This window comes from Sphingomonas spermidinifaciens, from assembly GCF_002351485.1.
Taxonomy (GTDB): domain Bacteria; phylum Pseudomonadota; class Alphaproteobacteria; order Sphingomonadales; family Sphingomonadaceae; genus Sphingomonas; species Sphingomonas spermidinifaciens.
In genome coordinates this window covers 1159898-1182775 of the sequence record NZ_NWMW01000001.1, presented here as the reverse complement: position 1 = coordinate 1182775, position 22878 = coordinate 1159898, and the positions used below count along the sequence as shown (strand labels likewise).

General features: G+C 64.4%; 27 protein-coding genes, 1 pseudogene and 1 riboswitch. Of the genes and pseudogenes, 19 read left to right on the top strand and 9 right to left on the bottom strand.

Annotated elements, in window-relative coordinates:
• Window positions 1–7 precede the first annotated feature (7 nt).
• Entirely contained in the window at window positions 8–646 is a 639-nt protein-coding gene (locus COC42_RS05620) for a recombinase family protein (RefSeq protein WP_096343119.1), read from the top strand.
• 171 nt (window positions 647–817) lie between these two features.
• Here the strand turns inward: COC42_RS05620 and COC42_RS05615 are convergent, their stop codons facing one another.
• The 4 genes from COC42_RS05615 to COC42_RS05600 all read right to left on the bottom strand — a co-directional run bounded on the left by COC42_RS05615 (window position 818) and on the right by COC42_RS05600 (window position 4660).
• On the bottom strand, window positions 818–1300 hold the full coding sequence (locus COC42_RS05615; protein ID WP_007406258.1) for a c-type cytochrome: 483 nt from the start codon (window positions 1298–1300) through the stop codon (window positions 818–820).
• Window positions 1301–1314: 14 nt separating this feature from the next.
• On the bottom strand, window positions 1315–2550 hold the full coding sequence (locus COC42_RS05610) for a molybdopterin-dependent oxidoreductase (protein ID WP_007406293.1): 1236 nt from the start codon (window positions 2548–2550) through the stop codon (window positions 1315–1317).
• A gap of 89 nt (window positions 2551–2639) precedes the next feature.
• Window positions 2640–3791 (bottom strand): TDT family transporter, encoded by a 1152-nt coding sequence (locus tag COC42_RS05605; protein ID WP_007406242.1) that lies wholly within the window; start codon window positions 3789–3791, stop codon window positions 2640–2642.
• Window positions 3788–4660 carry a LysR family transcriptional regulator gene (locus COC42_RS05600; protein WP_007406272.1) on the bottom strand — a complete coding sequence of 291 codons (873 nt, stop codon included), beginning with the start codon at window positions 4658–4660 and terminating at the stop codon, window positions 3788–3790. Before COC42_RS05600 ends, COC42_RS05605 begins: the two co-directional genes overlap by 4 nt.
• Before the next feature lie 146 nt (window positions 4661–4806).
• Here COC42_RS05600 and COC42_RS05595 point away from each other — a divergent pair, with 146 nt between their 5' ends.
• Both COC42_RS05595 and COC42_RS05590 read left to right on the top strand, forming a co-directional pair.
• The gene (locus tag COC42_RS05595; RefSeq protein ID WP_007406227.1) at window positions 4807–5874 is read left to right on the top strand and encodes a molybdopterin-dependent oxidoreductase; all 1068 of its coding nucleotides are present in this window, start codon (window positions 4807–4809) and stop codon (window positions 5872–5874) included.
• Entirely contained in the window at window positions 5871–6383 is a 513-nt protein-coding gene (locus COC42_RS05590; RefSeq protein WP_007406274.1) for an MgtC/SapB family protein, read from the top strand. The genes COC42_RS05595 and COC42_RS05590 overlap by 4 nt, the downstream gene beginning before the upstream one ends.
• Before the next feature lie 51 nt (window positions 6384–6434).
• Here the strand turns inward: COC42_RS05590 and COC42_RS05585 are convergent, their stop codons facing one another.
• From COC42_RS05585 to COC42_RS05570, 4 genes are read right to left on the bottom strand one after another with little or no spacing between them, the layout of a single operon-like run.
• Window positions 6435–7205: an anti-sigma factor family protein gene (locus COC42_RS05585; protein WP_007406229.1), complete on the bottom strand. Its 771-nt coding sequence runs from the start codon at window positions 7203–7205 to the stop codon at window positions 6435–6437.
• Window positions 7202–7711 carry an RNA polymerase sigma factor gene (locus COC42_RS05580; protein WP_007406239.1) on the bottom strand — a complete coding sequence of 170 codons (510 nt, stop codon included), beginning with the start codon at window positions 7709–7711 and terminating at the stop codon, window positions 7202–7204. The genes COC42_RS05585 and COC42_RS05580 overlap by 4 nt, the downstream gene beginning before the upstream one ends.
• Before the next feature lies 1 nt (window position 7712).
• A complete protein-coding gene (locus tag COC42_RS05575) occupies window positions 7713–9152 on the bottom strand; it encodes a YncE family protein (protein ID WP_096342213.1) in 1440 nt (479 codons plus the stop codon).
• A 1-nt stretch (window position 9153) separates the two neighbouring features.
• On the bottom strand, window positions 9154–9519 hold the full coding sequence (locus COC42_RS05570; RefSeq protein WP_219994278.1) for a DUF305 domain-containing protein: 366 nt from the start codon (window positions 9517–9519) through the stop codon (window positions 9154–9156).
• Between the two features lie 163 nt (window positions 9520–9682).
• Window positions 9683–9759, top strand: a riboswitch (Fluoride riboswitch).
• Window positions 9760–9782: 23 nt separating this feature from the next.
• On the opposite strand from COC42_RS05570, the gene COC42_RS05565 reads away from it, so the two are divergent.
• The 15 genes and pseudogenes from COC42_RS05565 to COC42_RS18185 form a co-directional block, all read left to right on the top strand.
• On the top strand, window positions 9783–11141 hold the full coding sequence (locus COC42_RS05565) for a voltage-gated chloride channel family protein (RefSeq protein WP_096342212.1): 1359 nt from the start codon (window positions 9783–9785) through the stop codon (window positions 11139–11141).
• Window positions 11142–11166: 25 nt separating this feature from the next.
• Entirely contained in the window at window positions 11167–11550 is a 384-nt protein-coding gene (locus tag COC42_RS05560; RefSeq protein ID WP_007406288.1) for a DUF190 domain-containing protein, read from the top strand.
• Between the two features lie 142 nt (window positions 11551–11692).
• Window positions 11693–12250 (top strand): recombinase family protein, encoded by a 558-nt coding sequence (locus COC42_RS05555; protein ID WP_096342211.1) that lies wholly within the window; start codon window positions 11693–11695, stop codon window positions 12248–12250.
• Window positions 12251–12531: 281 nt separating this feature from the next.
• Complete coding sequence (locus COC42_RS05550; protein WP_096342210.1) at window positions 12532–12897, top strand: hypothetical protein; 366 nt, start codon at window positions 12532–12534, stop codon at window positions 12895–12897.
• 55 nt (window positions 12898–12952) lie between these two features.
• Window positions 12953–13300 (top strand): ArsR/SmtB family transcription factor, encoded by a 348-nt coding sequence (locus COC42_RS05545; RefSeq protein WP_425442815.1) that lies wholly within the window; start codon window positions 12953–12955, stop codon window positions 13298–13300.
• Entirely contained in the window at window positions 13297–13833 is a 537-nt protein-coding gene (locus COC42_RS05540; RefSeq protein ID WP_096342208.1) for an arsenate reductase ArsC, read from the top strand. The genes COC42_RS05545 and COC42_RS05540 overlap by 4 nt, the downstream gene beginning before the upstream one ends.
• Window positions 13830–14255: an arsenate reductase (glutaredoxin) gene (arsC, locus tag COC42_RS05535; protein ID WP_096342207.1), complete on the top strand. Its 426-nt coding sequence runs from the start codon at window positions 13830–13832 to the stop codon at window positions 14253–14255. The genes COC42_RS05540 and arsC overlap by 4 nt, the downstream gene beginning before the upstream one ends.
• Window positions 14255–15547, top strand: a complete 1293-nt coding sequence (locus tag COC42_RS05530) for an arsenic transporter (RefSeq protein WP_096342206.1) — start codon at window positions 14255–14257, stop codon at window positions 15545–15547. The genes arsC and COC42_RS05530 overlap by 1 nt, the downstream gene beginning before the upstream one ends.
• Complete coding sequence (arsN2, locus tag COC42_RS05525) at window positions 15538–15978, top strand: arsenic resistance N-acetyltransferase ArsN2 (protein WP_096342205.1); 441 nt, start codon at window positions 15538–15540, stop codon at window positions 15976–15978. The genes COC42_RS05530 and arsN2 overlap by 10 nt, the downstream gene beginning before the upstream one ends.
• Window positions 15978–16715: an arsenical resistance protein ArsH gene (gene arsH, locus COC42_RS05520; RefSeq protein WP_096342204.1), complete on the top strand. Its 738-nt coding sequence runs from the start codon at window positions 15978–15980 to the stop codon at window positions 16713–16715. Before arsN2 ends, arsH begins: the two co-directional genes overlap by 1 nt.
• A 106-nt stretch (window positions 16716–16821) precedes the next feature.
• On the top strand, window positions 16822–17220 hold the full coding sequence (locus tag COC42_RS05515; protein ID WP_096342203.1) for a MerR family transcriptional regulator: 399 nt from the start codon (window positions 16822–16824) through the stop codon (window positions 17218–17220).
• A gap of 136 nt (window positions 17221–17356) precedes the next feature.
• The gene (locus tag COC42_RS05510; RefSeq protein ID WP_425442842.1) at window positions 17357–18541 is read left to right on the top strand and encodes a retropepsin-like aspartic protease; all 1185 of its coding nucleotides are present in this window, start codon (window positions 17357–17359) and stop codon (window positions 18539–18541) included.
• An 82-nt stretch (window positions 18542–18623) separates the two neighbouring features.
• A complete protein-coding gene (locus tag COC42_RS05505) occupies window positions 18624–20645 on the top strand; it encodes an FTR1 family protein (RefSeq protein WP_425442814.1) in 2022 nt (673 codons plus the stop codon).
• A 75-nt stretch (window positions 20646–20720) separates the two neighbouring features.
• Window positions 20721–21353 carry a cation efflux transmembrane domain-containing protein gene (locus COC42_RS05500; protein ID WP_096342201.1) on the top strand — a complete coding sequence of 211 codons (633 nt, stop codon included), beginning with the start codon at window positions 20721–20723 and terminating at the stop codon, window positions 21351–21353.
• Between the two features lie 117 nt (window positions 21354–21470).
• A pseudogene (locus COC42_RS18185) lies at window positions 21471–21683 on the top strand (efflux RND transporter permease subunit); the annotation flags it as partial.
• Here COC42_RS18185 and COC42_RS05495 read toward each other — a convergent pair.
• Entirely contained in the window at window positions 21633–22040 is a 408-nt protein-coding gene (locus tag COC42_RS05495; protein ID WP_096342200.1) for a MerR family transcriptional regulator, read from the bottom strand. The pseudogene COC42_RS18185 and the gene COC42_RS05495 sit on opposite strands and share 51 nt — an antisense overlap.
• 63 nt (window positions 22041–22103) lie before the next feature.
• Between COC42_RS05495 and COC42_RS05490 the strand changes: the two genes are divergently transcribed.
• Window positions 22104–22871 (top strand): glutaredoxin family protein, encoded by a 768-nt coding sequence (locus COC42_RS05490; RefSeq protein ID WP_096342199.1) that lies wholly within the window; start codon window positions 22104–22106, stop codon window positions 22869–22871.
• Window positions 22872–22878: the final 7 nt, after the last annotated feature.

The window sequence follows — 22878 nt, the reverse complement described above, 5'->3', positions numbered from 1 at the left end:
CAGCGAGGTGAGGGCAGCTCGGGTGTACCTGCGGGTGAGCACGGAGGAGCAGGACCTGACGCGGCAGGAGGGCATCGTCGCCGGTGCAAGAGCGGCCGGCTTTTATGTTGCTGCGGTTTACCGAGAGAAGGCGTCAGGCGCGCGGCCGGACCGGCCGGAGCTCTTGCGCATGGTGGCGGACCTTCAGCCGGGCGAGGTGGTGGTGGCCGAGAAGATCGACCGCATCAGCCGCTTGCCGCTGCCGGAGGCCGAGCTGCTGGTGGAAACGATTCGGGGCAGAGGAGCGCGTCTAGCGGTGCCGGGCATCGTCGATCTGTCCGACTTGGTCGCGGACAGCGCGGGCGTGGCGCGCATCGTGTTGGAGGCGGTGCAGGACATGCTGCTACGCGTGGCGCTACAGACCGCGCGTGACGACTACGAGACCCGGCGCGAGCGGCAGCGCGAGGGCATCGAGATCGCCAAGCGGGAAGGGCGATACACCGGCCGCAAGCCCGACCTTGCGCATCATCGCCGCATAGTCGGCCTGCGCGAGGCGGGCATGAGCATCGCGAAGACGGCGGAGCTCGCCGGATGCAGTATCGCCCACGTCAAGCGTGTGAGCGCGCTCCATCGTGCCAAGGCGATTCCGGTGCAATCGACCGATTGAATGTCAAGCGCACTCAGGCTCGGTAGCCGATTGCAATGCGTCCGATCTGACCCGGCTTTCTGAAACATGCAAACCTGCGGAAATGCTGGGGTCGGGAGCTAGTGTCACAACCGGACGGCTCCGACACCGTCCCGATTGGGATGGTATTTCGGGATTATGGAAGTAGATCGGTTAGCCGGTTCCACCTGAGACATCAGGAGCCACTTTGGGGTCCGGGTCCTGCGCCTTGCCGGTCGCGGGTGCCACCTTCTGGCTCGGCATAGCGGTGAGATAAGCAACGATCGCATCGACGTCCTTCTCGGCCACTGGCGCCTTATACACCTCACGCATCTTGGTGACGGTCGCCTTCCACTGATCCGCCGATAGCGCAGGCTGGGTCAGCGCCATGCTGGCTGAGTGGCACGAGGTGCAATTGGCATTGATGACGTCGGCGTGCGGACCGTCGGGGTAGGTCGCGTCGTCGGCCGGCAGGTCGACGCTGGTCGAGGCAAGCGAGAAGCCGCGCGCTGACACGCTGGCGGCCGGTGCCGGCTCAGACATCTCGGAGATCGGAACGGGCGCCTTGCGGCTGCTCGGCGCGCCGATCGAGACGAGGATGATGCCGGTCAGGCCGATCAGGCCAGCAGCCATCATGCCGGGAGACGGAGTCTTCATGATTTGCTCGCTCCTCAGGCCGCGATGATGGTGGTGGTTTCAATGTTGCCGCGCATGAACCCGCCGGGATTCCAGATCGGCTTCATCGGCTGAGCGACACCGTTGGTGTTCCAGCAGCGCACCATGATGGGGTTAGGCCCGCGTCTCAGCGGCACCCGCCCGTCCCAGCGCCGGAAGCTGTACCTGCCCTCGTCCGCTCCGAGCGTCGTCCTGTACCAGGTGCGGCCACCGTCCGACGACACATCGACCTTGGCGACGCCGCAATCGCCGCCCATTGCGATGCCGCCGACCGGGATCGACGCTTCATAGGCGATCGCCTGACCATCGGGCAGGCTGGTCATCCAGCTACGCGGGATCATGCGATTGATCGGTACGGTCGGGAAGTCCTTGGCACCGGGCGCGACATTCGCGCCGGGTGTCGCGGGGATCTTGTAGGCCTTGGCCATCCAATACTGGTCGTCAGGGCCGGGCAGTACCTCGATCGCGTTCAGCATCTTGACCCAATAGGTCGAGTACCAGCCCGGCACGATCAGCCGGCAGGGAAAGCCGTTGAGGAGCGGCAGTTGCTCGCCGTTCATGCCGAAGGCGATCATGACCTCGCCGTCGCGGGCATGGTCGATGTCGAGTGCCTTCTCGAAGTCAGGAGCGCCCGCCACGACCGGCTGATCGAGAGCGCCGAAGCGCACCTGCACCGCGCCTGCCTTGACCCCGGCGAGGTCGAGCACGTCGCGCAGGCGAACGCCGAGCCACTTGGCGTTGCCCATCGCGCCATTGCCCCATTGCGCGCCGGCGACGCGCGGCTGGAACAGCCCGCGGCTGTTGCCCGAGCACTGGTTCACCGCCGCCATCTCGACCCGTGGAAGGCGCAGCAGCTGAGCGAGGCTGATCGACAGCGGCCGATTGACGTGGCCGAAGACGTTGAGGCGGAAACTTTCGACGTCGATCGAGGTCGGTATGTCGGCCCAGTGCCAGCGGACGAAGAACTGGTCGTTGGGCGTGAACACCGACTTGTCGAAGACCTCCATCGGCGTCTCCAGCAAGGGTGGATGGACGCGCTGGAGGATCATGCTGCCCTTGCCGGGAAAGGCGCTGGTCATCGGCCGCTCGGCATTGCCGCCGGGCAGCTTCAGGTCGACGAGCTGCTGCGCCAGTGCCGGCGCGGCGGCAAGGCCGGCGGTGCCGAGCGCGGCATGGCTGAGGAAGCGGCGACGGCTGGTCTCACTCGCCAGCCCGGCGTCGAAATTGTCCATGACAAGGCTCTCCTGTGGCCAGTCACGCTGGCGGATCGAAGGGGCATTCTGCAAGTGATCGGACCGACTGATCCGATCATCATGGCGGATCAGTTCGGGGTGGCGATGCAGGGCGAGACGAACAGGTTGCCCCGCCATGCACCGGCTAGCGTCTTGGCACCGACCAGCAGCCACATCGCCGCGAGCGCAACCGTCAGCACCGTGCCGACGATACCGAAAAACATAAGGTTCAGCGTCGTGCCGAGGCGGAAGGTGGCGACGGTGTAGACGCCGAGCGGGAAGGTGTAGCCCCACCAGCCGAGGTTGAACGGCACGCCCGCGCGCCAGTAGCGGATGGTGATAAGCGTCGCGAGCGCCAGCCACCACAGGCCGAAACCCCAAAGGCAGAGCCCGGCGACAACGCCGATCCCCTGCGCGACGGTGCCGACGCCGGCTAGCCCGTGCGCGGTGAGGATCGCCGGCGCATCCGCGCCGAGCACCAGCATGCCCAGAGCACCCGTGCCGATCGGCCCCAGCGCCAGCCAGGAAGATGCCGCCATGCTTTCATGCGGCAACTTGTGGAGTGCCATGCGCAGGATGAGGATGGCGAGGATGCCAAACGCGACCGGCACCGAATAGGCCCACAGCACATAGGAGGTCGCGAGCGTCACTATCTGCGCGTGGGGATCGGTTAGATGCGGCGCGAGCAGCCCGCCGCTGGCGCCCGCCACTTCGGCAGCGACGACCGGCAGCAGCCATACGGCGGTCATGCCGTCCAGGCTGTGCTCGTGGCGGGTAAACATCAGGTAGGGGATCAGCACGCCGCAGGCGAGCGACATGGCGACGTCGATCCACCACAGGATATGCGCGACCGGCACGATGCCATTTCCGAACCGCGCGATGCCGAAGGCGAGACAGCCGTTGATGATCGTCGCCAGCCCCATCGGAATGGTCCCGATGAACATCGACACGGTGTTGTGCCCGAAGATGCGCCGCGCCTCGTGCCCGAACATCACCCAGCGCGCGCCATAGAGGCCGGCGAACAGCGCGAAGAGCGCGATATTGAAGAACCACAACACCTCGCCGACAGGTTTAAGCGAAGGCCCGATGCCGGGCACCTGCGGCAGCGCGAGGGCAAGGATGCCCGTGCCCATCGTCGCGGCGAACCAGTTGGGCGTGAACTGGCGGATCATCTCGCGGGGGTGATCGAGCCGGCTGAGCGGCTTGAGGCCGCTGAGAACGGAGTGCGTGTCGGCAGTCATGCGACCTGCTCCTTGATGAGATCCGTCAGCGCGTCGGCCGCGCGGGTGCGATAGCGTTCCTTGTGGCGCAGCGCGTGAAAGGCGCGGTCGGGCAGCCCGAGCGGCAGCTCGACGAGATCGCCAGCCTTGAGCGCGCGCGCGACGACCAATCGCGACAAGACGGCAACGCCGGCACCGGCCTCAACGGCGGTGCGCACCGCCTCGTTGGACGGCAGCGTCATCGCTATCGTCAGCTGGGCCGGATCAAACCCGCGCGTTCGCAGCACGTCCTCGAAAGTCGAGCGCGTACCCGATCCCTGCTCACGGACGATCCAGCGTGTAGTGCGCAGCCAGGCCTCGTCGATGCGTTCGGCTTCCTCGCGGCCGACCAGCACCATTGGGTCATGCCCGACATTCCAGTGGGCAAGCGCCGGTTCGTCCACCTCGCCCTCGACAAAGCCGAGTTCCGCCGCGCCGCTCAACACCTGCGCTGCCGCGCCTTCGGTGTTGTCGATCGCCAGCTCGACCGCGATCTGTGGGTGGCGTTCGTGGAAGGCGGCGAGCTTTGCCGGCAACCAATAGCTCGCGATCGTCTGGCTGGCGACGATCCGCAACGAACCACGCGCGAGCCCGGCATAGTCCGCGAGCATCGTCTCGGCATGCGCTGCCCGCCCCAGCACCGCGCGCGCTTCCTCCAGAAAGCCGCGGCCTGCCTCGGTAAGCTGGATACCACGCCCGACGCGGTGGAACAGCGGAACGCCGTAGCGCGCTTCGAGGGCCGCAACCGCCCCGGAGGCAGCAGACTGCGTGACGTTCAGCGCCTCCGCTGCCTTGGTGACGTGTTCGCGCTCCGCGACACCGACGAATATTCTGAGCTGCTCCAAAGTCATGCAGCATATATCGCGTACTTAGATCGATACGACCAACCGTTTGATATGGTCATTCCAATCTGGATATCGGAATGGTCGGCAGCCTTTCGTCTGCGATGGTCTCGAAGACTTGAAGCGTTACGCGTGCCCGCGACGTTTGATCGTCCATGACCGATATGATCGAGCGCAGTTCTGATCCCTACAATGCCGAGCCGACGCCCGGTGCGTTGATCGAGCGGTTTCTGACGCCGCAGGCGCTGTTCTACGTGCGCAGCCACGGGCCGGTGCCGGATCTGCCCGCCAATCATCGGATCGAGGTGAGCGGGAGGGGCATGGCGAGCCGCTTCTTCTCGGTGCAGGAACTGAAGAGCACGTTTGCCACGCGCACGGTAACGGCGGTTCTCCAGTGCGCCGGCAACCGGCGTACCGATCTCCAGCAGGTCGCCAACACCTCCGGCGATCCGTGGGACGTAGGCGCGATCGGCAATGCGGAGTGGACCGGCGTACGCTTGGCCGATGTGCTCGATGCGGTCGGCGCGCCGGATGCGTCCGAGCTGTTCGTGGCGTTCACCGGCGCGGACGAGGTGGACGTGGAGGGTGAAGAAGCCTTGTTCGGGGTATCGATCGCCATGAGCAAGGCGCGGGAGCCCGACGTACTCCTCGCCTGGGCGATGAATGGCGAGCCGCTGACGCCCGAACATGGCGCCCCGCTCCGCATGGTGGTGCCTGGCTATGCCGGGGTCCGCAGCGCCAAATGGCTGACACGGATCGAGGTGCGTGAAACGCCCTCCGAGGCACCGATCCAGGCGCACGACTACAAGCTCTTCCCCGCCGCTGTGACGAGCGACACCGTCGACTGGAGCCAGGGTCTGACGATCAATGCCATGCCGCTCAACGCCGCGATCTGCTCGCCCGGTGCGGGCGAGAGTTTGGCCGCCGGAGAGGTGCGGATTGAGGGATATGCCATTGCCTATGACCGCCGTATTTCTCGGATCGAAGTGTCGGTGAACGGCGGTCGCGACTGGCAACAGGCGACCTTCGCCGATGATCCGGAGACGCGCTGGGGCTGGCGGCGCTGGATCCTTGACGCCACACTTGCCAAGGGACGCCAGCACCTTGTCGCCCGTGCCTTCGACGAGACCGGGCAGGGACAGCCCGAGCGGCCGGATACGATGTGGAATTTCGCCGGCTATCTGTGCACCGCCTGGCATCACGTTCACGTGCTGGTCGAATGATCGAAGCATCAGCGGCACCGGACGTCGCTTTCTGGATCGATGCGATTGGCCGGCTGGTGGTGGCGACCGCGGCCGGGATGGTGCTCGGCTGGGAACGCTCGCGTGAGAACCGGCAGATCATGGGCCTGCGGACGCTGGGTCTGGTCGGTCTGGCGAGTTGCATCGCCGTTCAGGCGATCGTGCATAGTGGCTTGCCGAACGTGAACGCCGATGCCGCAGGACGGGCGATGCAGGGCATTCTGTCCGGCGTCGGCTTCATCGGTGCCGGTGCGGTGCTGCGGGTCGGCCAGGGTCAGGAAGTGCATGGATTGGCGACCGCCGCGTGCATCTGGGTGACAGCCACGATCGGCGCGGCAGCAGGGTTGGCGGTGTGGCCGCTCATCATCGGCGGGGTGAGCCTTGCAATGCTCGTCCTGTTCGTCGGCGCGCCGCTGGAACGCCGCATCCGCGAGCGAGCCCGTCTGACGCCGGCCGAGACCGACAGGAAGGATGTCGAGCGCAAGCCGTGATCGCGCTGGACCGCCCGGTGCCCGTCGGCGCCGGGAGGCGGCAAGGCGCTATCAGGATACAAGCGCGGCATCTGCCTGACGCCGGACTTCATCGGCGATCGGATGCAGTTCGGCCGCGGGTCGCTCGCCCACCACACTATAGCCGATCCCGTCGACCGCCCATGTGACCCGGCCCATGGTCCCGCTGGACGTGCTGGTCATGCTCGCGGTCTTGTCGATCTGCATGGGCCTCGTCAGCACCGCAAGTTTCGACGCTTGCGGTCCGTCGTAGAGGAGCAGTGCCGCAGGGCCGTGGGGCGTCGCGACCAGTCGCCCCCCGCCATAGCGATAGCCGGCCGTGCTGAGGTCCGGGATCGTGACGCGCTCACCCAATCGAGCGGAGGTCCATCGGATCAGCATGGCGCGCTGGTCGGGGCCGATCTCCGCCGGTCGTATCCGGTCGGCGGCATAGACACGGAAATTATCACTCGCCTCGTTGGCCAGCGCCGCGATGCCCGCGCGGGGTTCGCCGCTCCACCGCGCGCTCGACCAGCCACCGCCAAACCCCAACGCCAGCAGAAGTGACGCGGCGATGGCGAGCTGCCAACGCGGTTGCCGTTGCCGTCCCCTGATCGCTGCCACGCGCATCGTCGCCGGGATCGGTTCATCCGCGACGGGGGCGAACAGGGATGCAAGGGCTCGCGCCTGCTCCGCCTGCTCTCGCACACGGGCATGCACGTCCGGCTGGCCTTCAAGATAGGCGTCGACCAGGCGCTGCCGCTCGGGCGACAGCCTGCCATCGATCCATGCGGCCAGATCGTCCTCGCCGATCGGGCTGGTCATTGCACGCTCCTCAATCGCGGCCGTTCACCCTCCCGGAGGAGGGTCGCCAGACGGTCGCGCCCCCGCGATATGCGCGACATTACCGTGCCCAGCGGCACGCCGACTACGGCAGCGACCTCCGCATAGGGCAGGCCCTCGACCGAGACCAGGAGCAGCACCGTTCGCTGTTCTTCAGGCAACGCATCAAGCGCGCGCAGCAGGTCGCGGTGGTGCAGGCCTGTGTCCTGATCGGCCGGGCGGCCGAGCGCGGCGTCGTCCACGAGGTGGAGCGGAACCGCCGTACCTCGCCGGCTATGCTGCCGCTGATGATCGACCAACAAATTGTGCAGGATCGCATAGACCCACGGGCGGACCTCCGCACCCCGTCGCTGTCGCCAGCGCCCGACCGCGCGCTCCAGGCAATCCTGCACCACGTCATCCGCCATCACCCGGTCGCGCAACCACGACCGGGCATAGCGGCGCAGCCCGGGGATCAGCGGTTCGATCGCGGCGGCAAGCGGGTCCATCTCAGTCGCGCTGCACCTGCACGATGCGCCCCGGCGCGCCGTTCACCACCTCCGCAACCGCCAGAAAGCGCCGGGGTGTCGCGGTGCTGCCCTGAACGATCTGGCGGATCGGACCCGATGCGTTGACGATCGCCGCACCTGCCGGGTTGCTCATGAAGTTCGCAAGCGGCTCTACAGCGCCGCTGCCGTCCGCATTGGCGGTCAGTACGAGCATGTAAGGCTTCTTGGGCTGCAAACCGGTAACGGCACTCTGCACGACCTGAATGATGCCCTGGTCGAAGAGGGTGATGCTGCTTGCCGTACCTTTGCCGCCAATCGGCCCCATGGTCAGATGCAGCGCCTTGCCCGCTGTGCCGAGCGGCTGGAGATTGTCGGTGCCGGGGCCTGTCGGAACTGCGTTCGACACATAGGCGATCGCCTGCGGTGCCTGTCCGACCGGCACGGTAGCGACGACCGTGTTGCCGGCAGTGTCGATCGCGGCCAGCTCATCGGAATTCTCTAGCCCGACATAAACGCGCCGGCCGTCGCCCGATGGCCAAACACCGTGCGGCATCTTGCCGACCGGAATTGTTGCCACCGGCGTGAAGTCGGACGTGCGGAACACCTTGACCACATTCTCTCCGCCGACCGTCACATACGCGAACTGCCCCTTGACCGTGCGGGCGAAATTGACATGGTTCGTGATAGGCCCGGTATCCAGCACCTTCAGGATCGCGAAGGGTGGCCGAGCATCGAATGCGACCGTCTTGCCGATGTCCTTCAGCGTAAACCACACTTGCTTGCCGTCCGGCGTCGCGGCGATGTTGGGGCAGAAGGGGCTTGGCTGCGCCACCTGTCCGACCTGCGCGTGGGTCGCGACATCGAACACAGCCAATACCGGATTGAACGAAGAGCAGACATAGCCGTACCGGCCATCGGGAGAGAAGATCGTCATGCCCGGACCACCGGGCGTCTTGATGCGCCCCGTCTCCTTGTACGTCGTGGGGTCGAGCACGGCGATATAATCCTCGCCGCGGACCGTGACCCACACCTCCTTGCCGTCCGGCGTGAAGAACGCCTCGTGCGGACTGCGCCCGACATAGGTCGTGTGCTTGACGGTGTTGGTGGCGGTGTCGATCCACGACACGGCGTTCGATCCGATCGACACGACCGCCAAGGTCTTCCCGTCCGGCGAGAAGCCCAGGCCGTGAACCAGCACCTGTCCCTTGTAGAGCGGGGAGAAGTTCATCGGCTGGGGATCGCCGAGTTTGATGACGCCGAGCAGCCGGTTGTCGGCCGGGTCGGTCACCGACACCGTGTTGGAGAATTGTTCAGACGCATAGACGCGGTCGCGGTGGCTGACGGGCATGTCCTTAGCGTTCCACGGCGCCTGCTGGGCCATGGCGAGGCCCGGTGCGGCGCTCATCAGCAAGGCGGCCGAGCGCAGGATGGTCCGGATCATGTCAGTGCTCCATAGGGCTATGGTGGTCGCCGCCCTGCGTCGGGGCTGGCGTCGAAGGCGGTAGCGGCTGGCCGATCGCCAGCTTCATGGCGGCGATCTCCTGCTGCTGATCGATGATGATTTCCTGCGCGATGCGCTTGAGCTGCTCGTTATGGCCGTAGCGCAGCTCCGCCACCGCCATATCGATGGCACCCTGATGATGCGGAAGCATCATCGCCACGAAGTCGCGGTCGACGTCACCGGACGGCTTGACCATCATGCCCGCCATCATCCGGTCCATCGCGACAGACATCATGGTAGCGTAGCCATCGGCGGGGGCGGCCGCGACTGCGCCGGTAAGTAGGGCCGAAGCCGTCAGACCCAGCATCCAATCTCGTCTACGCATAAGCCTCCAGCGCATCGGTCTCGAAAGCGTAGACGATGCTCGTCGGGGTTTATTCCGTGGCCAAAGCCATTTTATCGGTCCTCACCAAAACGATAGTCTCATGCTTCTGCGGTTGGTTGACCGGGTCGCGGTCGGACAGCATATGCGCAGGCACGGCGATGGATTTCCGCCGGGCCATTCGGTCGAACCGCCCTCGCAAGGGCCGATGATTCCTACCAGGCGCCGCAAGGCAGCAAGGAGGAATCGTGCGCGCGACATTTCGCAATCTCTATGACCAGTTCAACATGGCAGCGTTCATTCGCGATCGCCGCACCCATGCCACGTCGGTACTGCGGTGGGCTTTGATCCTGGTCCCGATGGCCGCAGCGGTGGGAACGCTCTGCGCGGCCTTCCTGCGGAGCCTCGACGCCGTAACCCGGCTTCGCTTCGCCTTTCCCTGGCTGCTCTACCTGCTGCCGATCGGCGGGTTCGTGGTCGGACTGCTCTACCATCTGGCAGGGCGCTCGGTCGAAGGCGGCAACAACCTCATCGTCGAGCAAATCCACGAACCGGGGGGCGGCGTGCCGCTGCGCATGGCTCCGCTCATCTTCTTCGGCACGGTCGTGACACATCTGTTCGGGGGATCGGCGGGACGTGAAGGCACCGCCGTGCAGTTGGGCGGCAGTCTTGCCAGCGGGTTTGGACGCGCGCTCAGATTGGATGCGGAAGCGACACGCACCCTCCTTATGACCGGGATCGCGGCTGGGTTCGGCGCGGTCTTCGGGACGCCGATTGCGGGCGCGGTCTTTGCACTGGAGGTGCTGGCGATCGGTCGGGTCGAGTATCGCGCGCTGGTGCCATGCCTGGTCGCGGCGCTGGTCGGTGACTGGACCTGTCTTGCCTGGGGCATTCATCACGGCGTCTACCATGTCGATGCGCTGGTGCCGGTCGACGCGCTGCTCGTCGCCAAGGCCGGTGTCGCCGGCATTGCCTTCGGTCTGACCGGGCTGACCTTTGCCGAGGCCAATCACGCGCTGGGCGGATGGTTGAAGCGCGTGATCCCCTATGGCCCACTACGACCCGTTATCGGCGGGCTGGCCGTGATTGCGCTGGTCTGGCTGCTCGGAACCCGCGACTATCTTGGCCTGGGTACGCTCGCCGCGACACCGGACAGCCTGACCATCGCCAGCTTCTTTGGTCCCGATACGCACTCGTGGAGCTGGGCGCTGAAGCTGCTCTTTACCGTCGTGACCCTGAGCGCGGGCTTCAAGGGGGGCGAGGTCACGCCGCTGTTCTTTATCGGCGCGGCGCTCGGCAATGCGCTCGCGCCGATGTTCGGAGTACCGTCGGGGCTATTCGCAGCGATCGGCTTCGTCGCGCTGTTCGCGGGCGCGGCCAACACACCGCTGGCTTGCACGTTCATGGGGATCGAGTTGTTCGGCGCGGCCTATACGGTGCCGATCGCAGTCGCGTGCTTCGTCGCCTACCTCTGCTCAGGCCACAACGGCATCTACCTGTCGCAGCGCGTCGCTGTGCCAAAGGTACCTGCCGCACACCTCACACCCGACGCGACCCTGCGCGATGCCCGCACGCACCGCGCTTCTCGCCGGCGCACGCGCGCCTGATCCTGTTTCCTGTCGAAAGCCCGTCATGCCCAATCGTTTCACCGTCCATCACCGCGAAGTCGGGATGCTGCGCATCTATCTGAAACCGTCCGACAAGATCGGCCCGCGTCGCTTCTGGGGGGCAAAGCCGCTCTATCGCGAGCTGATTCGCACCGCGAAGGCGGACGGCATCATCAACGCCGTCGCGCAAAATACCCATTACGGCTTCAGCAATCACGAACCGATCCGGGAGAACGGCTCGGAAATTGCCGATCCGCATCTGACGATCTGTGTCGAACTGGTCGGCGATCGCGATCAGCTCGACCTCTTCTGTCGCCGGCATGGAGATCTGATCGGCGACAAGGTGATCGTCTACAAACGACTGGAGCATTGGACTATCACGCGCAAAACTGAGCTAACCAGAGCCTGATCGGCGTTCCCGTAAAGGAACCTCCAACGGGACAGCCAGGACCGGCACGAAAAACCGCCTAACGAAGGTCGGGGCTTTCCCAAAATATGTTCCCGAAATATGAATCCCGAAATTCGCTGGTTGAGATGGGATAACGGGACTCATGCTGGTTGGTTATGCGCGCGTCTCGACCTCCGACCAAGACCTGACGCTACAAACCGATGCGCTGACCAGAGCTGGCTGTGAAAAGCTGTTCACCGACAAGGTGAGCGGCGCGAAGCTGAACCGGCCCGGCCTGATCGAGGCTCTCAATTTCGTGCGAGGCGGCGACACGCTGGTTATCTGGAAGCTCGATCGATTGGGCCGCTCGATCCAAGGCCTGATCGAACTGGCGGCCGACCTCTCGGCGCGCAAGGTCGATTTTCGGTCGCTGACGGATGGGTTCGACACGTCCACGCCATCGGGGCGGCTGCTGTTCCATATCCTTGCCTCGGTCGCGGAAATGGAGCGCGAGCTGATAAAAGAACGGACCGTCGCCGGCCTAGCGGCAGCGCGTGCCAAGGGTGGCACCGGCGGGGGTCGCAAGTCGGTGATGATGCCAGACATGCTAGACACTGCGCGCAAGCTGCTTGCGGCGGGCGACAGCTCCGCCAAGGTCGCCAAACTGCTGCAAGTCGGCCGCTCGACCTTTTACCGTCACTTCCCAGCCGGCGAACGATAGCAGGTGTCATAAACGGACGGTTATGACACCAATTTCGCAATTGGTCGCCGAAAGCACGAAGTTGGCTGATTGACGGCTTAGGGTCTCTAGCCCCGGCTTCTTACCCCCCTCCTTCCACCGCCTGCGTTTCGTGCTTTCGGCGACCAATTTGAAACACCAAAGCTCCACCCGCCGGACGTTGAACCACACAAAGCGCCGCAGGGGATGCAAGCCAACATAACGCTTGCTCGATTCTTTATTTCTCGTATCTTGGAATTATCGAATCGTTTGTTGGAGGTGATATGAAAACCCGCTTGTTCTTGGTGGCCTCGCTCGCGACCGCTCCCGCCTTTGCTGCGGATCAGGCACCGGCCCCGACCGTCATGACAGTGAGCGGCGAGCAAGGCTTCGATGTGAAATGCCATGTGTGGCCTCGCGGCGGCGACGAGTCCGTCCGCTTCCTCGACAAAAGCCGCAACAGCTTCTCAGTGAACGGCGTCTGGAGACTGGAGTGCGAATACAAGGGGAGTTCCCGCGGTCCGATCACGATCTCGCTCACCTCTCCTACCCTGCCATGCCCGTTCAAGGATGCCGCGCCTGACGCCTGTATGACGACCCTGCGCAAGGGCGGCGTCGGCTCGTTCGAGGTCAGGGAAAAGCGGAGCTGACCGGACTGCCGGTATTGGCGGCCTTCCTCATTTCCGATACGTTCGAAATATGGAAATGAAAAATGCTGTCTCGGGTCTGTCCGCGCTCGCCAACGCCGGCCGACTGTCGATCTTCCGAATGCTTGTCCAGGCGGGCCGCGAAGGGGTCGCAGCCGGCGAAATCGCCCGCCGTTTGGACGTGCTGCCGAACACCCTTTCGGCCAACCTCAACATTCTGGCGAACGCGGGCCTCATCGAAAACAGGCGTGAAGGCCGATCGGTGATTTACACTGCGCGCTACGAACAGATGACAGAATTATTGGAGTTTCTGATGCAAGACTGCTGCGCGGGAAATCCTGAAGTCTGCGCGCCGCTCGCGGATCTCGCGATCCGGAGCCGCTGCCTGCCCGAAGGCAATGCATGAGTAGCGTCACCAACGTCCTTGTCCTTTGCACGGGGAACAGTGCGCGCTCCATTCTTGGCGAAGCGATCGTAAATCGGTTGGGCGGGGGACGCTATCGAGGCTTCTCCGCAGGATCGTTCCCCAAAGGGCAGGTCCATCCCGGCGCATTGAGGCTGCTCGAACGCCACGGCTATCCGACCGAAGGGCTACGCTCGAAAAGCTGGGACGAGTTCGCCGGCTCGGACGGGCCGAACATCGATGTGGTCGTGACCGTGTGCGACAACGCGGCGGGCGAGGTTTGCCCGATCTGGCCGGGTCATCCCGTCAAGGCACATTGGGGGCTGCCCGATCCCGCGTCCGTCACCGGCGACGATGCCGCGATCGATGCGGCGTTCGAGGCCGCTCATGACGCCCTGACCAAGCGCTTCGCGAAGCTGGTCGACTTGCCGATTATCGACCGGGAGGTGCCGGCGATGGCCGTCCGTCAGCGCCTGCAAGCGATCCACGACGATCTTGTCGAAGACGAAACCACCAATTTGGGAAACCAGGCGTGACCGACATCATTATCTACCACAACCCCGAGTGCGGCACCTCGCGCAACACGCTGGCGATGATCCGCAATGCCGGCATCGAGCCGCATGTGGTCGAGTATCTGAAAACCCCGCCCGCACGCGCGTTGCTGGTCCAGCTGATCGACCGCGCCGGCATGACGCCCCGCGCGCTGCTGCGCGAGAAGGACACGCCCTATGCGGAGCTGAGCTTGAATGACACGTCGCTGTCCGACGACGCGCTGGTGGACGCAATGATGGCGCGTCCCATCCTCATCAACCGGCCGCTGGTCATCTCGCCGCTCGGCGTGAAACTCTGCCGGCCGTCCGAAGCCGTGCTCGATCTGCTGCCGAGCGATCAGCTCGGCGCATTCGCAAAGGAGGACGGCGAGCAAGTGGTGGATGCTTCGGGTCAGCGCGTCGTCTGATGCTTCTTGCCGTCTTGATCTTCATCGCCACGATCGCGCTCGTCATCTGGCAACCCAAAGGCCTTGGGATCGGATGGAGCGCGATGGGAGGCGCCGTTGTGGCGCTGTTCGCGGGCGTGGTCACGCTATCCGACGTGCCGGTGGTGTGGGACATCGTCTGGAACGCGACCGCCGCATTCGTCGCGATCATCGTCATCAGCCTGCTGCTCGATGAAGCCGGATTCTTCGAATGGGCCGCGCTCCATGTCGCGCGCTGGGGCAGGGGGCAAGGTCGCCGGCTGTTCGTCCTTATCGTGCTGCTCGGGGCGGCGGTGTCCGCGCTGTTCGCCAATGATGGCGCAGCACTGATCCTGACCCCGATCGTCATCGCCATGCTGCGGGCGCTGGGGTTCAAGGACAAGGCGACGCTGGCGTTCGTCATGGCAGCCGGGTTCATCGCCGACACCGCCAGCTTGCCGCTGGTCGTGTCGAACCTCGTCAACATCGTATCGGCCGACTTCTTCCACGTCGGGTTCGGCGACTATGCGGCCGTAATGGTGCCGGTCGATCTCGTCTCGATCGCCGCTACGCTGGGCGCACTGTTGCTCTTTTTCCGGCGCGACATACCGGCTGACTATGACGTGGGGGCGTTACGAGCGCCCCGTGATGCGATCCGCGATGCCGCGACCTTCCGCGCTGGATGGATCGTCCTTGCGCTGCTTCTCGCCGGCTTCTTCCTGCTCGAACCGCTCGGCGTACCGGTCAGCGCCGTGGCCGCGGCCGGCGCGATCCTGCTGCTGGTGATCGCAGGGAGGGGCCATGTGATCCAGACCGGCAAGGTGCTGCGCGGGGCACCCTGGCAGGTCGTGATCTTCTCGCTGGGCATGTACCTGGTCGTCTATGGCCTGCGGAACGCGGGCCTGACTGACTATCTGGCGGCGCTGCTCGATCGCACGGCGCAAGGCGGCGTGTGGGGTGCGGCGCTGGGTACTGGCGTGATCGTGGCCGTACTGTCGTCGGTGATGAACAACATGCCGACCGTGCTGGTGGGCGCGCTCTCGATCGACGCCACCCACGCCACGGGCGCGATCAAGGAAGCGATGATCTACGCTAACGTGATCGGCTGTGATCTCGGTCCCAAACTGACGCCGATCGGCTCGCTTGCGACGCTGCTCTGGCTCCACGTCCTCGGCCAGAAAGGCGTGAAAATCGGGTGGGGCTATTATTTTCGTGTCGGCGTCACGCTCACCGTGCCGGTCTTGCTCATCACGCTCGCAGCGCTCGCAATCAGGATTAGCGTCGAGTGGGGCTGACGATCGCTAAACTCGAACCTGCCGAGCTGGCCGAGCTGGCCGAGCTGGCATGGTTTCTCGATGCCGCGAACCTGCCAAGTGCCGATCTCGCCGATCCCGACCGCATGTTCTTTCGGTTCGAGGCCGATAGCCTCGTCGGTTATGGCGGGCTTGAGGGGGAGGGGACCGACCGCCTCCTTCGCTCGATCGTCGTCCTCGCCGATCGCCGCGGACATGGCATCGGCCAGGCATTGGTCGCCAGCCTCGAACGACAGGCCCGCGATCTCGGAGTGGAGCGCCTGCATCTGCTGACGACGACGGCCGCCCCGTTCTTCCGGACGCTAGGCTATGCCGACGCCGATCGCGGTGCTGCTCCTCCGACGGTCGCCGCCTCGCGCGAGTTTACCGCGCTGTGCCCGGCCTCGGCCGCCTATCTCGTGAAAGCTCTCTGATGCCACTCCGCACGCTTGCCGATCCCGACATCCTGCCGGCGCTCGATCCTGCCTACGCCATCGAGCGACCCGCCCTGGGTCTTAGCGCGCTCGATCCCGCACCGCGAATGCTGCTGCTCTACGGTAGCTTGCGCGAGCGATCCTTTTCCCGTCTGTGCGTCGAGGAAGCGGCCCGCCTACTTCGTTTCTTCGGTTGCGAGACGCGCATCTTCGATCCGTCCACCCTGCCGCTGCCCGACCAATATGCCGGCGACGACCATCCGGCCGTCCACGAGCTGCGCGAGCTGTCTCTATGGTCGGAGGGGCAGGTGTGGTGCAGCCCGGAGCGTCACGGCCAGATCACCGGCATCATGAAGTTGCAGATCGACCATTTGCCGCTGTCGATGGGTGGGATGCGCCCGACGCAGGGGCGAACGCTCGCGGTCATGCAGGTGTCGGCCGGTTCGCAGTCGTTCAACAGCGTCAACACGCTGCGCGTCCTGGGCCGCTGGATGCGGATGGTCACGATCCCGAACCAGTCGAGCGTCGCCAAGGCGTTCAACGAGTTTGATGACGCCGGTCGCATGAAGCCGTCCAGCTATTACGACCGGATCGTCGATGTGATGGAGGAGCTGGTCCGTTTCACAGTGCTGTTGCGCCCGCATACTGCCCAACTCGTCGATCGCTATTCAGAACGAAAGGAGGCGGGGGTGCCAGTCGATATTGCGGCCGCTCTATCGAGCATCGCCGTTTCCTGATGAGGCTGTTCGTACCGACAATCATCGCATCGGCCGCCTAAATCCTCTAGTGGCTGTAGAAAGGGGTGAGGTCTCCTTGCCTTGATATCGGTTGGATGAAAAACGGATGCAGATCGGCGAACTGGCAAGCGCGACCACCACAAAAGTCACGACCATCCGCTTCTATGAGGAGATTGGGTTACTCCGCAGGCCAGCCCGTACCGCGTCGGGGCGGCGCACCTATGGCCTATCGGATGTCGACCGTCTCAATTTCATTCGCAACAGCCGGCGGCTCGGCTTCTCGATCGATGAGATTCGCTCGTTGCTGGCGCTCGCCGACCAACCGGAACGCGACTGTTCGGAAGCGACTGACATCGCGTCGCGTCACCTTGCTGACGTCGAGGAGCGGCTTCGCCAGCTCGGTGCGCTGCGCGATGAACTTGCCTCAATGAGCGCGGCAGGCTGTTGCGCCAAGACGATGGCGGAATGCCGGGTCATCCAGGCGATCGCGCGACCTGTTGCGTAAGGCCCGATTATACGGCTTGACCCTCTAGCGACTGTAGCATGTAGCGGCATCTCCATTCCGGCAACGAGTCCGGGGTTGGAGGGATCGAGTGGACCGCGTGGACGGAGCCACGACGGGGTGTTTGAGCCGTCGAAGGGTGTTGAAGCAGCTCGGCAGCGGGTTTCTCGGGGCCAGCATTTCTACCGCTGCTGTGAGCAGGAAGCCTCGATCCGGATCGTACTGGCCCGGCTTCGTCGAATCTCCAAGCTGGCATCGTTTGGAAGTGGGAACAGGCGACACCCTGCTTGTCCCGACGCAGGTCGCGGGCGCCGACATAGAGGCAGTGCTCGACACTGGAAGCGGGGCCTCGATCATCAGCCGCCCGCTTGCCGCCAAGCTCGGTATGGTGGGCCTCGAACCTCGAACAATATCCGGCCTTAGCAGCCAGGCCGCAGTTGGATTGGTTCGCAGTGTCGAGGTGACGCTGGCCGGTGAAGCCCATGTTCTGCCTTTTGCCGTCGTTGCTGATCTGGGCGCGATCTCCGCGGCATATGGAAGACCGATCGACATGATGCTCGGAGCCGACGTGCTTGCCGGCGGCTGCGTTGCCCTGAATTTTGAGAGAAAACAGTTCGCATTCGGAAAGAGTGGGAGCTTCCTCGGTGGGGAAGGATGGACGATGCTCCCGCTTGAGCGGGGTGCCAGACAGGAACTCCTCGTCCGCGCGTCGGTGAATGGCTCTGGGTCGATACCGCTGATGCTCGACACCGGCAGCTCATCTGCACTGATGTTGTCCTCTGCCTATCTCGATGCGCACGGCTCGCTCGCCGACCGGCCTCACTCAACCGCAGCGCTGGGCGGGGTCGAGGGTGTGCAGATCGTCAAGACGTTCACTGCCGACAAGGTGAGCCTGGGCGGGCTGTTGACAGAGGCAGTCCCGGCCCTTGCCCTTGATCGATGGGCCTCGGCGAGCACGGTGGGCAACATCGGGATGCCGCTGCTGGGGCAGTTTGATATTGTGTTGGACGTCACCCTCGGACGCCTGTGGTTGCGACCGGCACCATATCGAGCGCGTCTGCCGATGTTGAAGGATCGAAGCGGCCTCGGCCTCACGGCCTCCCCGACAGATCTCGCGGTCATTCACGTGGCGATCGGCAGCCCGGCGGCAAGGGCGGGATGGTCGATTGGCGATCGGATCGTGGCGGTGAACGGCATTGCGATCGACAGTTCCTACACGCGCGGCCGGCTCTGGCAGTGGCGCTATGGCCACGCCGGAGACCGGATAGCGCTCAGGCTCACCGACGGTACAACGCGCATGCTCACGCTTGCCGACTACTATTGAAGCCACCACTCGATGCGGCGCTATTGCGAGCGGCTCTCAAATCGCTTGCTTCTACAGTGGCTGGAGGTTGTAGAGAGCTGGCATGTTTTCCGTGTATCTTCGCCATTCCAACGTCGATGGCGCGCCTTTCGATCGCGCGATCCACGCCGCCCCGGTGCGGCTGATCGTTGTCGTGCTCCTGATCCTGCTCGGGCTCATTGTGCCCATTTCCACGTTGCGCGCCGCGCCCGCGGCCGACCCGAACGATGTGCAAACTGCCTGGCGACTGCTCGACTATGTTGCCGTTGATTACGAGGGGGCCGTCGATCGCGGCCGTATCAAGAGCGCGTCCGAATATGCCGAGATGAAGGAGTTTGCAGGCTCCGTTTCCTCACGTCTTGCGGCTCTGCCGATCAAGCCCGAGCGAGCGGCGTTGATCTCAGGTGCGGCACGCTTGCAAGGCCTGATCGTCCGTCAGGGGTCGCCCCAGGAGGTCTCCGCGTTGGCACACGGGCTCGCGGCTGATCTGCTGCAAGCTTACCCCGTGCCGCTCGCCCCGACCGCTCCCCCGAGCTTTGCACGTGGCGAAGCTTTGTTCGGTTCGACTTGCGCCGCTTGCCACGGTGCTACTGGAGATGGGCATGGCCCTAGTGCGGCGAAGCTGACCACGCCCCCGATCGCGTTTACCGATGCCGATCGCGCCCGTCAGCGCAGCGTGTTCGCGCTCTATCAAGTGATCAGCCAAGGTATCGACGGAACGGCGATGCAGAGCTTCGCCGATCTGCCGAGCCAGGATCGATGGGCGCTGGCATTCCGCGCCGGCAGCTTTGCCTTCAGCGACGAACAGGCGCGGCTCGGCGAGCGCCTCTGGAAAGCCGATGCGGCGCTGCGCGACCAAATTCCGGACCTCAAAACCCTCGTAGGCCTCACGCCAGCCTCCCTCGCTGGAAAATTGGGTGAGCAGCGGGCGCGGGCGGTCATGGCTTATCTACGCCGCCACCCGGAAGCCGTGATCGAACAGGCTCCGGCGTCGCTGTCGCTCGTTCGTCAGAAGTTGGCGGCAAGCCTTGATGCGGCTCGCAAAGGTGATCGCGCTGCTGCGAAGGGAATGGCGCTGTCGGCGTACCTAGACGGTTTTGAGCCGGTCGAGCCGACGCTGGGTGCCAGCGACGCCACGCTGCTCGCCAGGATCGAAGGCGCGATGGGTGAGTATCGCGCCGCGGTCGATCAAGGCGCCGCTCCTGACGATTTGGCGAACCGGGTTCTCGTTCTCAACAGCCTGTTCGACGATGCCGAGGCCGCGCTGGCTCCCAACGCCTCTAGCAATGCTTCGACTTTCCTTGGTGCTTTCACGATCCTGCTGCGCGAGGGAATGGAAGCGCTGCTGATCGTGGTCGCCATGATCGCGTTCCTGCGTAAGGCGGACCGGTCCGAAGCGCTTCCCTACGTCCACGGCGGCTGGGTGGGGGCTCTTGCTGCCGGCCTCTTGACCTGGGTCGTTGCGACCTATGCGATCGGTATTAGCGGCGCGAGCCGGGAGCTGACGGAAGGCTTCGGATCGCTGTTCGCCGCCGTGGTCCTGCTCTCGGTCGGCATATGGATGCACGGCAAGGCACAGGCCGACCAATGGCAGCGCTACATCCGTGACAAGATGACCCACGCCTTGTCGGGTCGCTCTGCCTGGTTCCTGTTCGGGCTTGCGTTCGTCGTAGTCTACCGCGAGGTTTTCGAGACGATTCTATTCTACGCAGCCTTGTGGACCCAAGGTAATGGCGGTGCGCTGCTCGCTGGCGCCGGGTCGGCTGTCGGGGTTCTTGGCGTAATTGCTTGGGCGATGCTGCGCTATAGCCGGCAGATCCCAATCGCGAAGTTCTTTGCCTATAGCTCATGGCTGATGGCAGGTTTGACGGTGGTTCTCGCCGGCAAAGGTGTGGCAGCACTTCAGGAGGCTGGCATCATCAACATCGCGCCGATTGCCGAAGCGCCCCGGCTGTCGATGCTCGGCGTGTTCCCCACATGGCAGTCCATTACCGCCCAGCTCCTTATGGCAGTTGCGATCGCCGTTGGCTTCTCGATCAATCGTCGCGAGGGCACCGAGGCACGTGATCTTGCGCCGGCCGAGTAACGTGTTTCGCGGTGCTTCCAGATCTGTGACGTTTGTTCTTACTGCTACAGTGCCTATAGATTGTAGGGGGCAGGTATGAGTGGAAGTGAATCCTCCTCGTGCGGTTGCACGGGGGACACGAAGCGGGCCGAGCACGACCCTGCCTACCGGCGCGCGCTGTGGATCGTCGTGTTGCTGAACCTTGGCTTCGGCTTAATGGAGATCGTCGGCGGGTTTGTAGCCGACAGCCAAGCGCTGAAGGCTGACGCCCTCGACTTCATCGGTGACGGTACGATCTCGCTTTTCGGGCTCATCGCGCTGGGCTGGACCGCCGCTGCCCGATCCCGGGTAGCTCTCGCTCAGGGCTTGTTCCTCGGTGCATTGGGCTTGGGCGTGATCGCTTTTGCGATTTGGCGCGCCATGACCGCTGTGGCTCCGGAAGCCGATCTGATGGGCGGGATCGGGGTCGTAGCACTGGTCATCAACGTTAGCGCTGCCCTTGTCCTAGCCCGTTTTCGTGAGGGCGACGCCAATGTCAGGGCGATCTGGCTCTTCAGCCGCAACGATGCGCTCGCCAACATCGCGGTGATCGCCGCGGCCGGGCTGGTGGCGTGGACGGGGAGAGCATGGCCGGACCTCGCCGTGGCCGGCGTGATCGCGCTGCTGTTCCTGCACTCTGCCTGGGACATCACGCGCGGCGCCCTTACCGAGATGAACGAACACGCATGAAGTGCCACCATCACGCGCTGTTGCCGGCGCTACTCTGTTGCTCTGCCTGTCACCGGTTGCGGCGCAAACCGTACCATCGGGACCGGTGCTGACGCTCGACGACGCCGTCGCACATGGGCTGGCGCGAAAGTCCAGAAGCCGCTCGCGACCGTTGTCATTGGTGGGCTGATCACGGCGACGTTGCGCACTCTGTTCGTGCTACCAACGCTTACGCCCATTAGGCATCTCGGCAGAGCACCGGAGTCCTGCAGCGCGGACGCTATGATGGTCTCATCCTGTTCAGTTATTGTCGAACGCAGTCAAAATGGGGCAAGGGCCTTTCGATCCTGAACCGCATTCTCCAGCGAGCCGGTGAAGCGAAGCTCGCACACGCTGCAGTTCCACGATCTTCGCATCCAGTGCCGCGACTTGGTTGATGGCGAGCTGCCGCGCACGGGCACGATCGTTGGTCGCATCCAGCGCCAGCAGCTCCCCGATCTGCTCGAGCGTGAATCCGGCTGCCTGTGCCGAACGGATAAAGCGGAGCCGCCGCACATCATCGGCACCATAGCGTCGGATACCGCCACCGGTGCCGGACCCGCTCGGCCGATCGGGCTCGTCGAGAAGCCCGCGCCGCTGGTAATAGCGCACGGTTTCGACACCCACGCCACCTTCGCGCGCGAGCCCTGCGATCGTCATGCCCGCCATGCCTTGACTCCGGACTATGGTACGGACCTCATATAGGTGGGGCAGACGAACTGGAGAAGCGACATGGCGAGCGCCCCCGCCAAACAGGCGACGATCTACCGGATGGTAATGCCCGAACACACGTGTCCTTATGGGTTGAAGGCGAAGGACCTGTTGCGCCGAGAGGGCTACGAGGTCGACGACCATTGGCTCCGCACGCGGGAGGAAACCGACGCCTTCAAAGCGAAGCACGGGGTCAAGACGACCCCGCAGACCTTCATCGCCGGCGAGCGGGTGGGCGGCTATGACGATCTGCGTCGCTTCTTCGGCAAGACGGTGCGCGATCCCAAGGCCGTCACCTATCGGCCGGTGATCGCCGTGTTTGCGATGACGGCCTTGATGGCGCTTGCCGCCAGCTATGCGGTGCTCGGCACGCCCTTCACGGTTCGCGCAGGCGAATGGTTTATCGCCTTTTCGATGTGCGTGCTCGCCATGCTCAAGCTCCAGAACGTGGAGAGTTTTTCGAGCATGTTTCTGAACTATGATCTGCTCGCCAAGCGCTGGGTGCCCTATTCCTACGTCTACCCGTTCGCGGAAGGCGGGGCAGGCGTGCTGATGGCCGCTGGCGCGCTCACCTGGCTCTCGGTGCCCGTCGCGCTCGTCATCGGCACGATCGGCGCGGTGTCGGTGTTCAAGGCCGTCTATATCAACAAGCGCGAACTGAAATGCGCCTGCGTGGGCGGCGACAGCAACGTGCCGCTCGGCTTCATCTCGCTCACCGAGAACCTGATGATGGTCGCGATGGCGCTATGGATGATCGCCGCCCCATCCGCGCTGTCGATGGCGCACTGACGCGAGG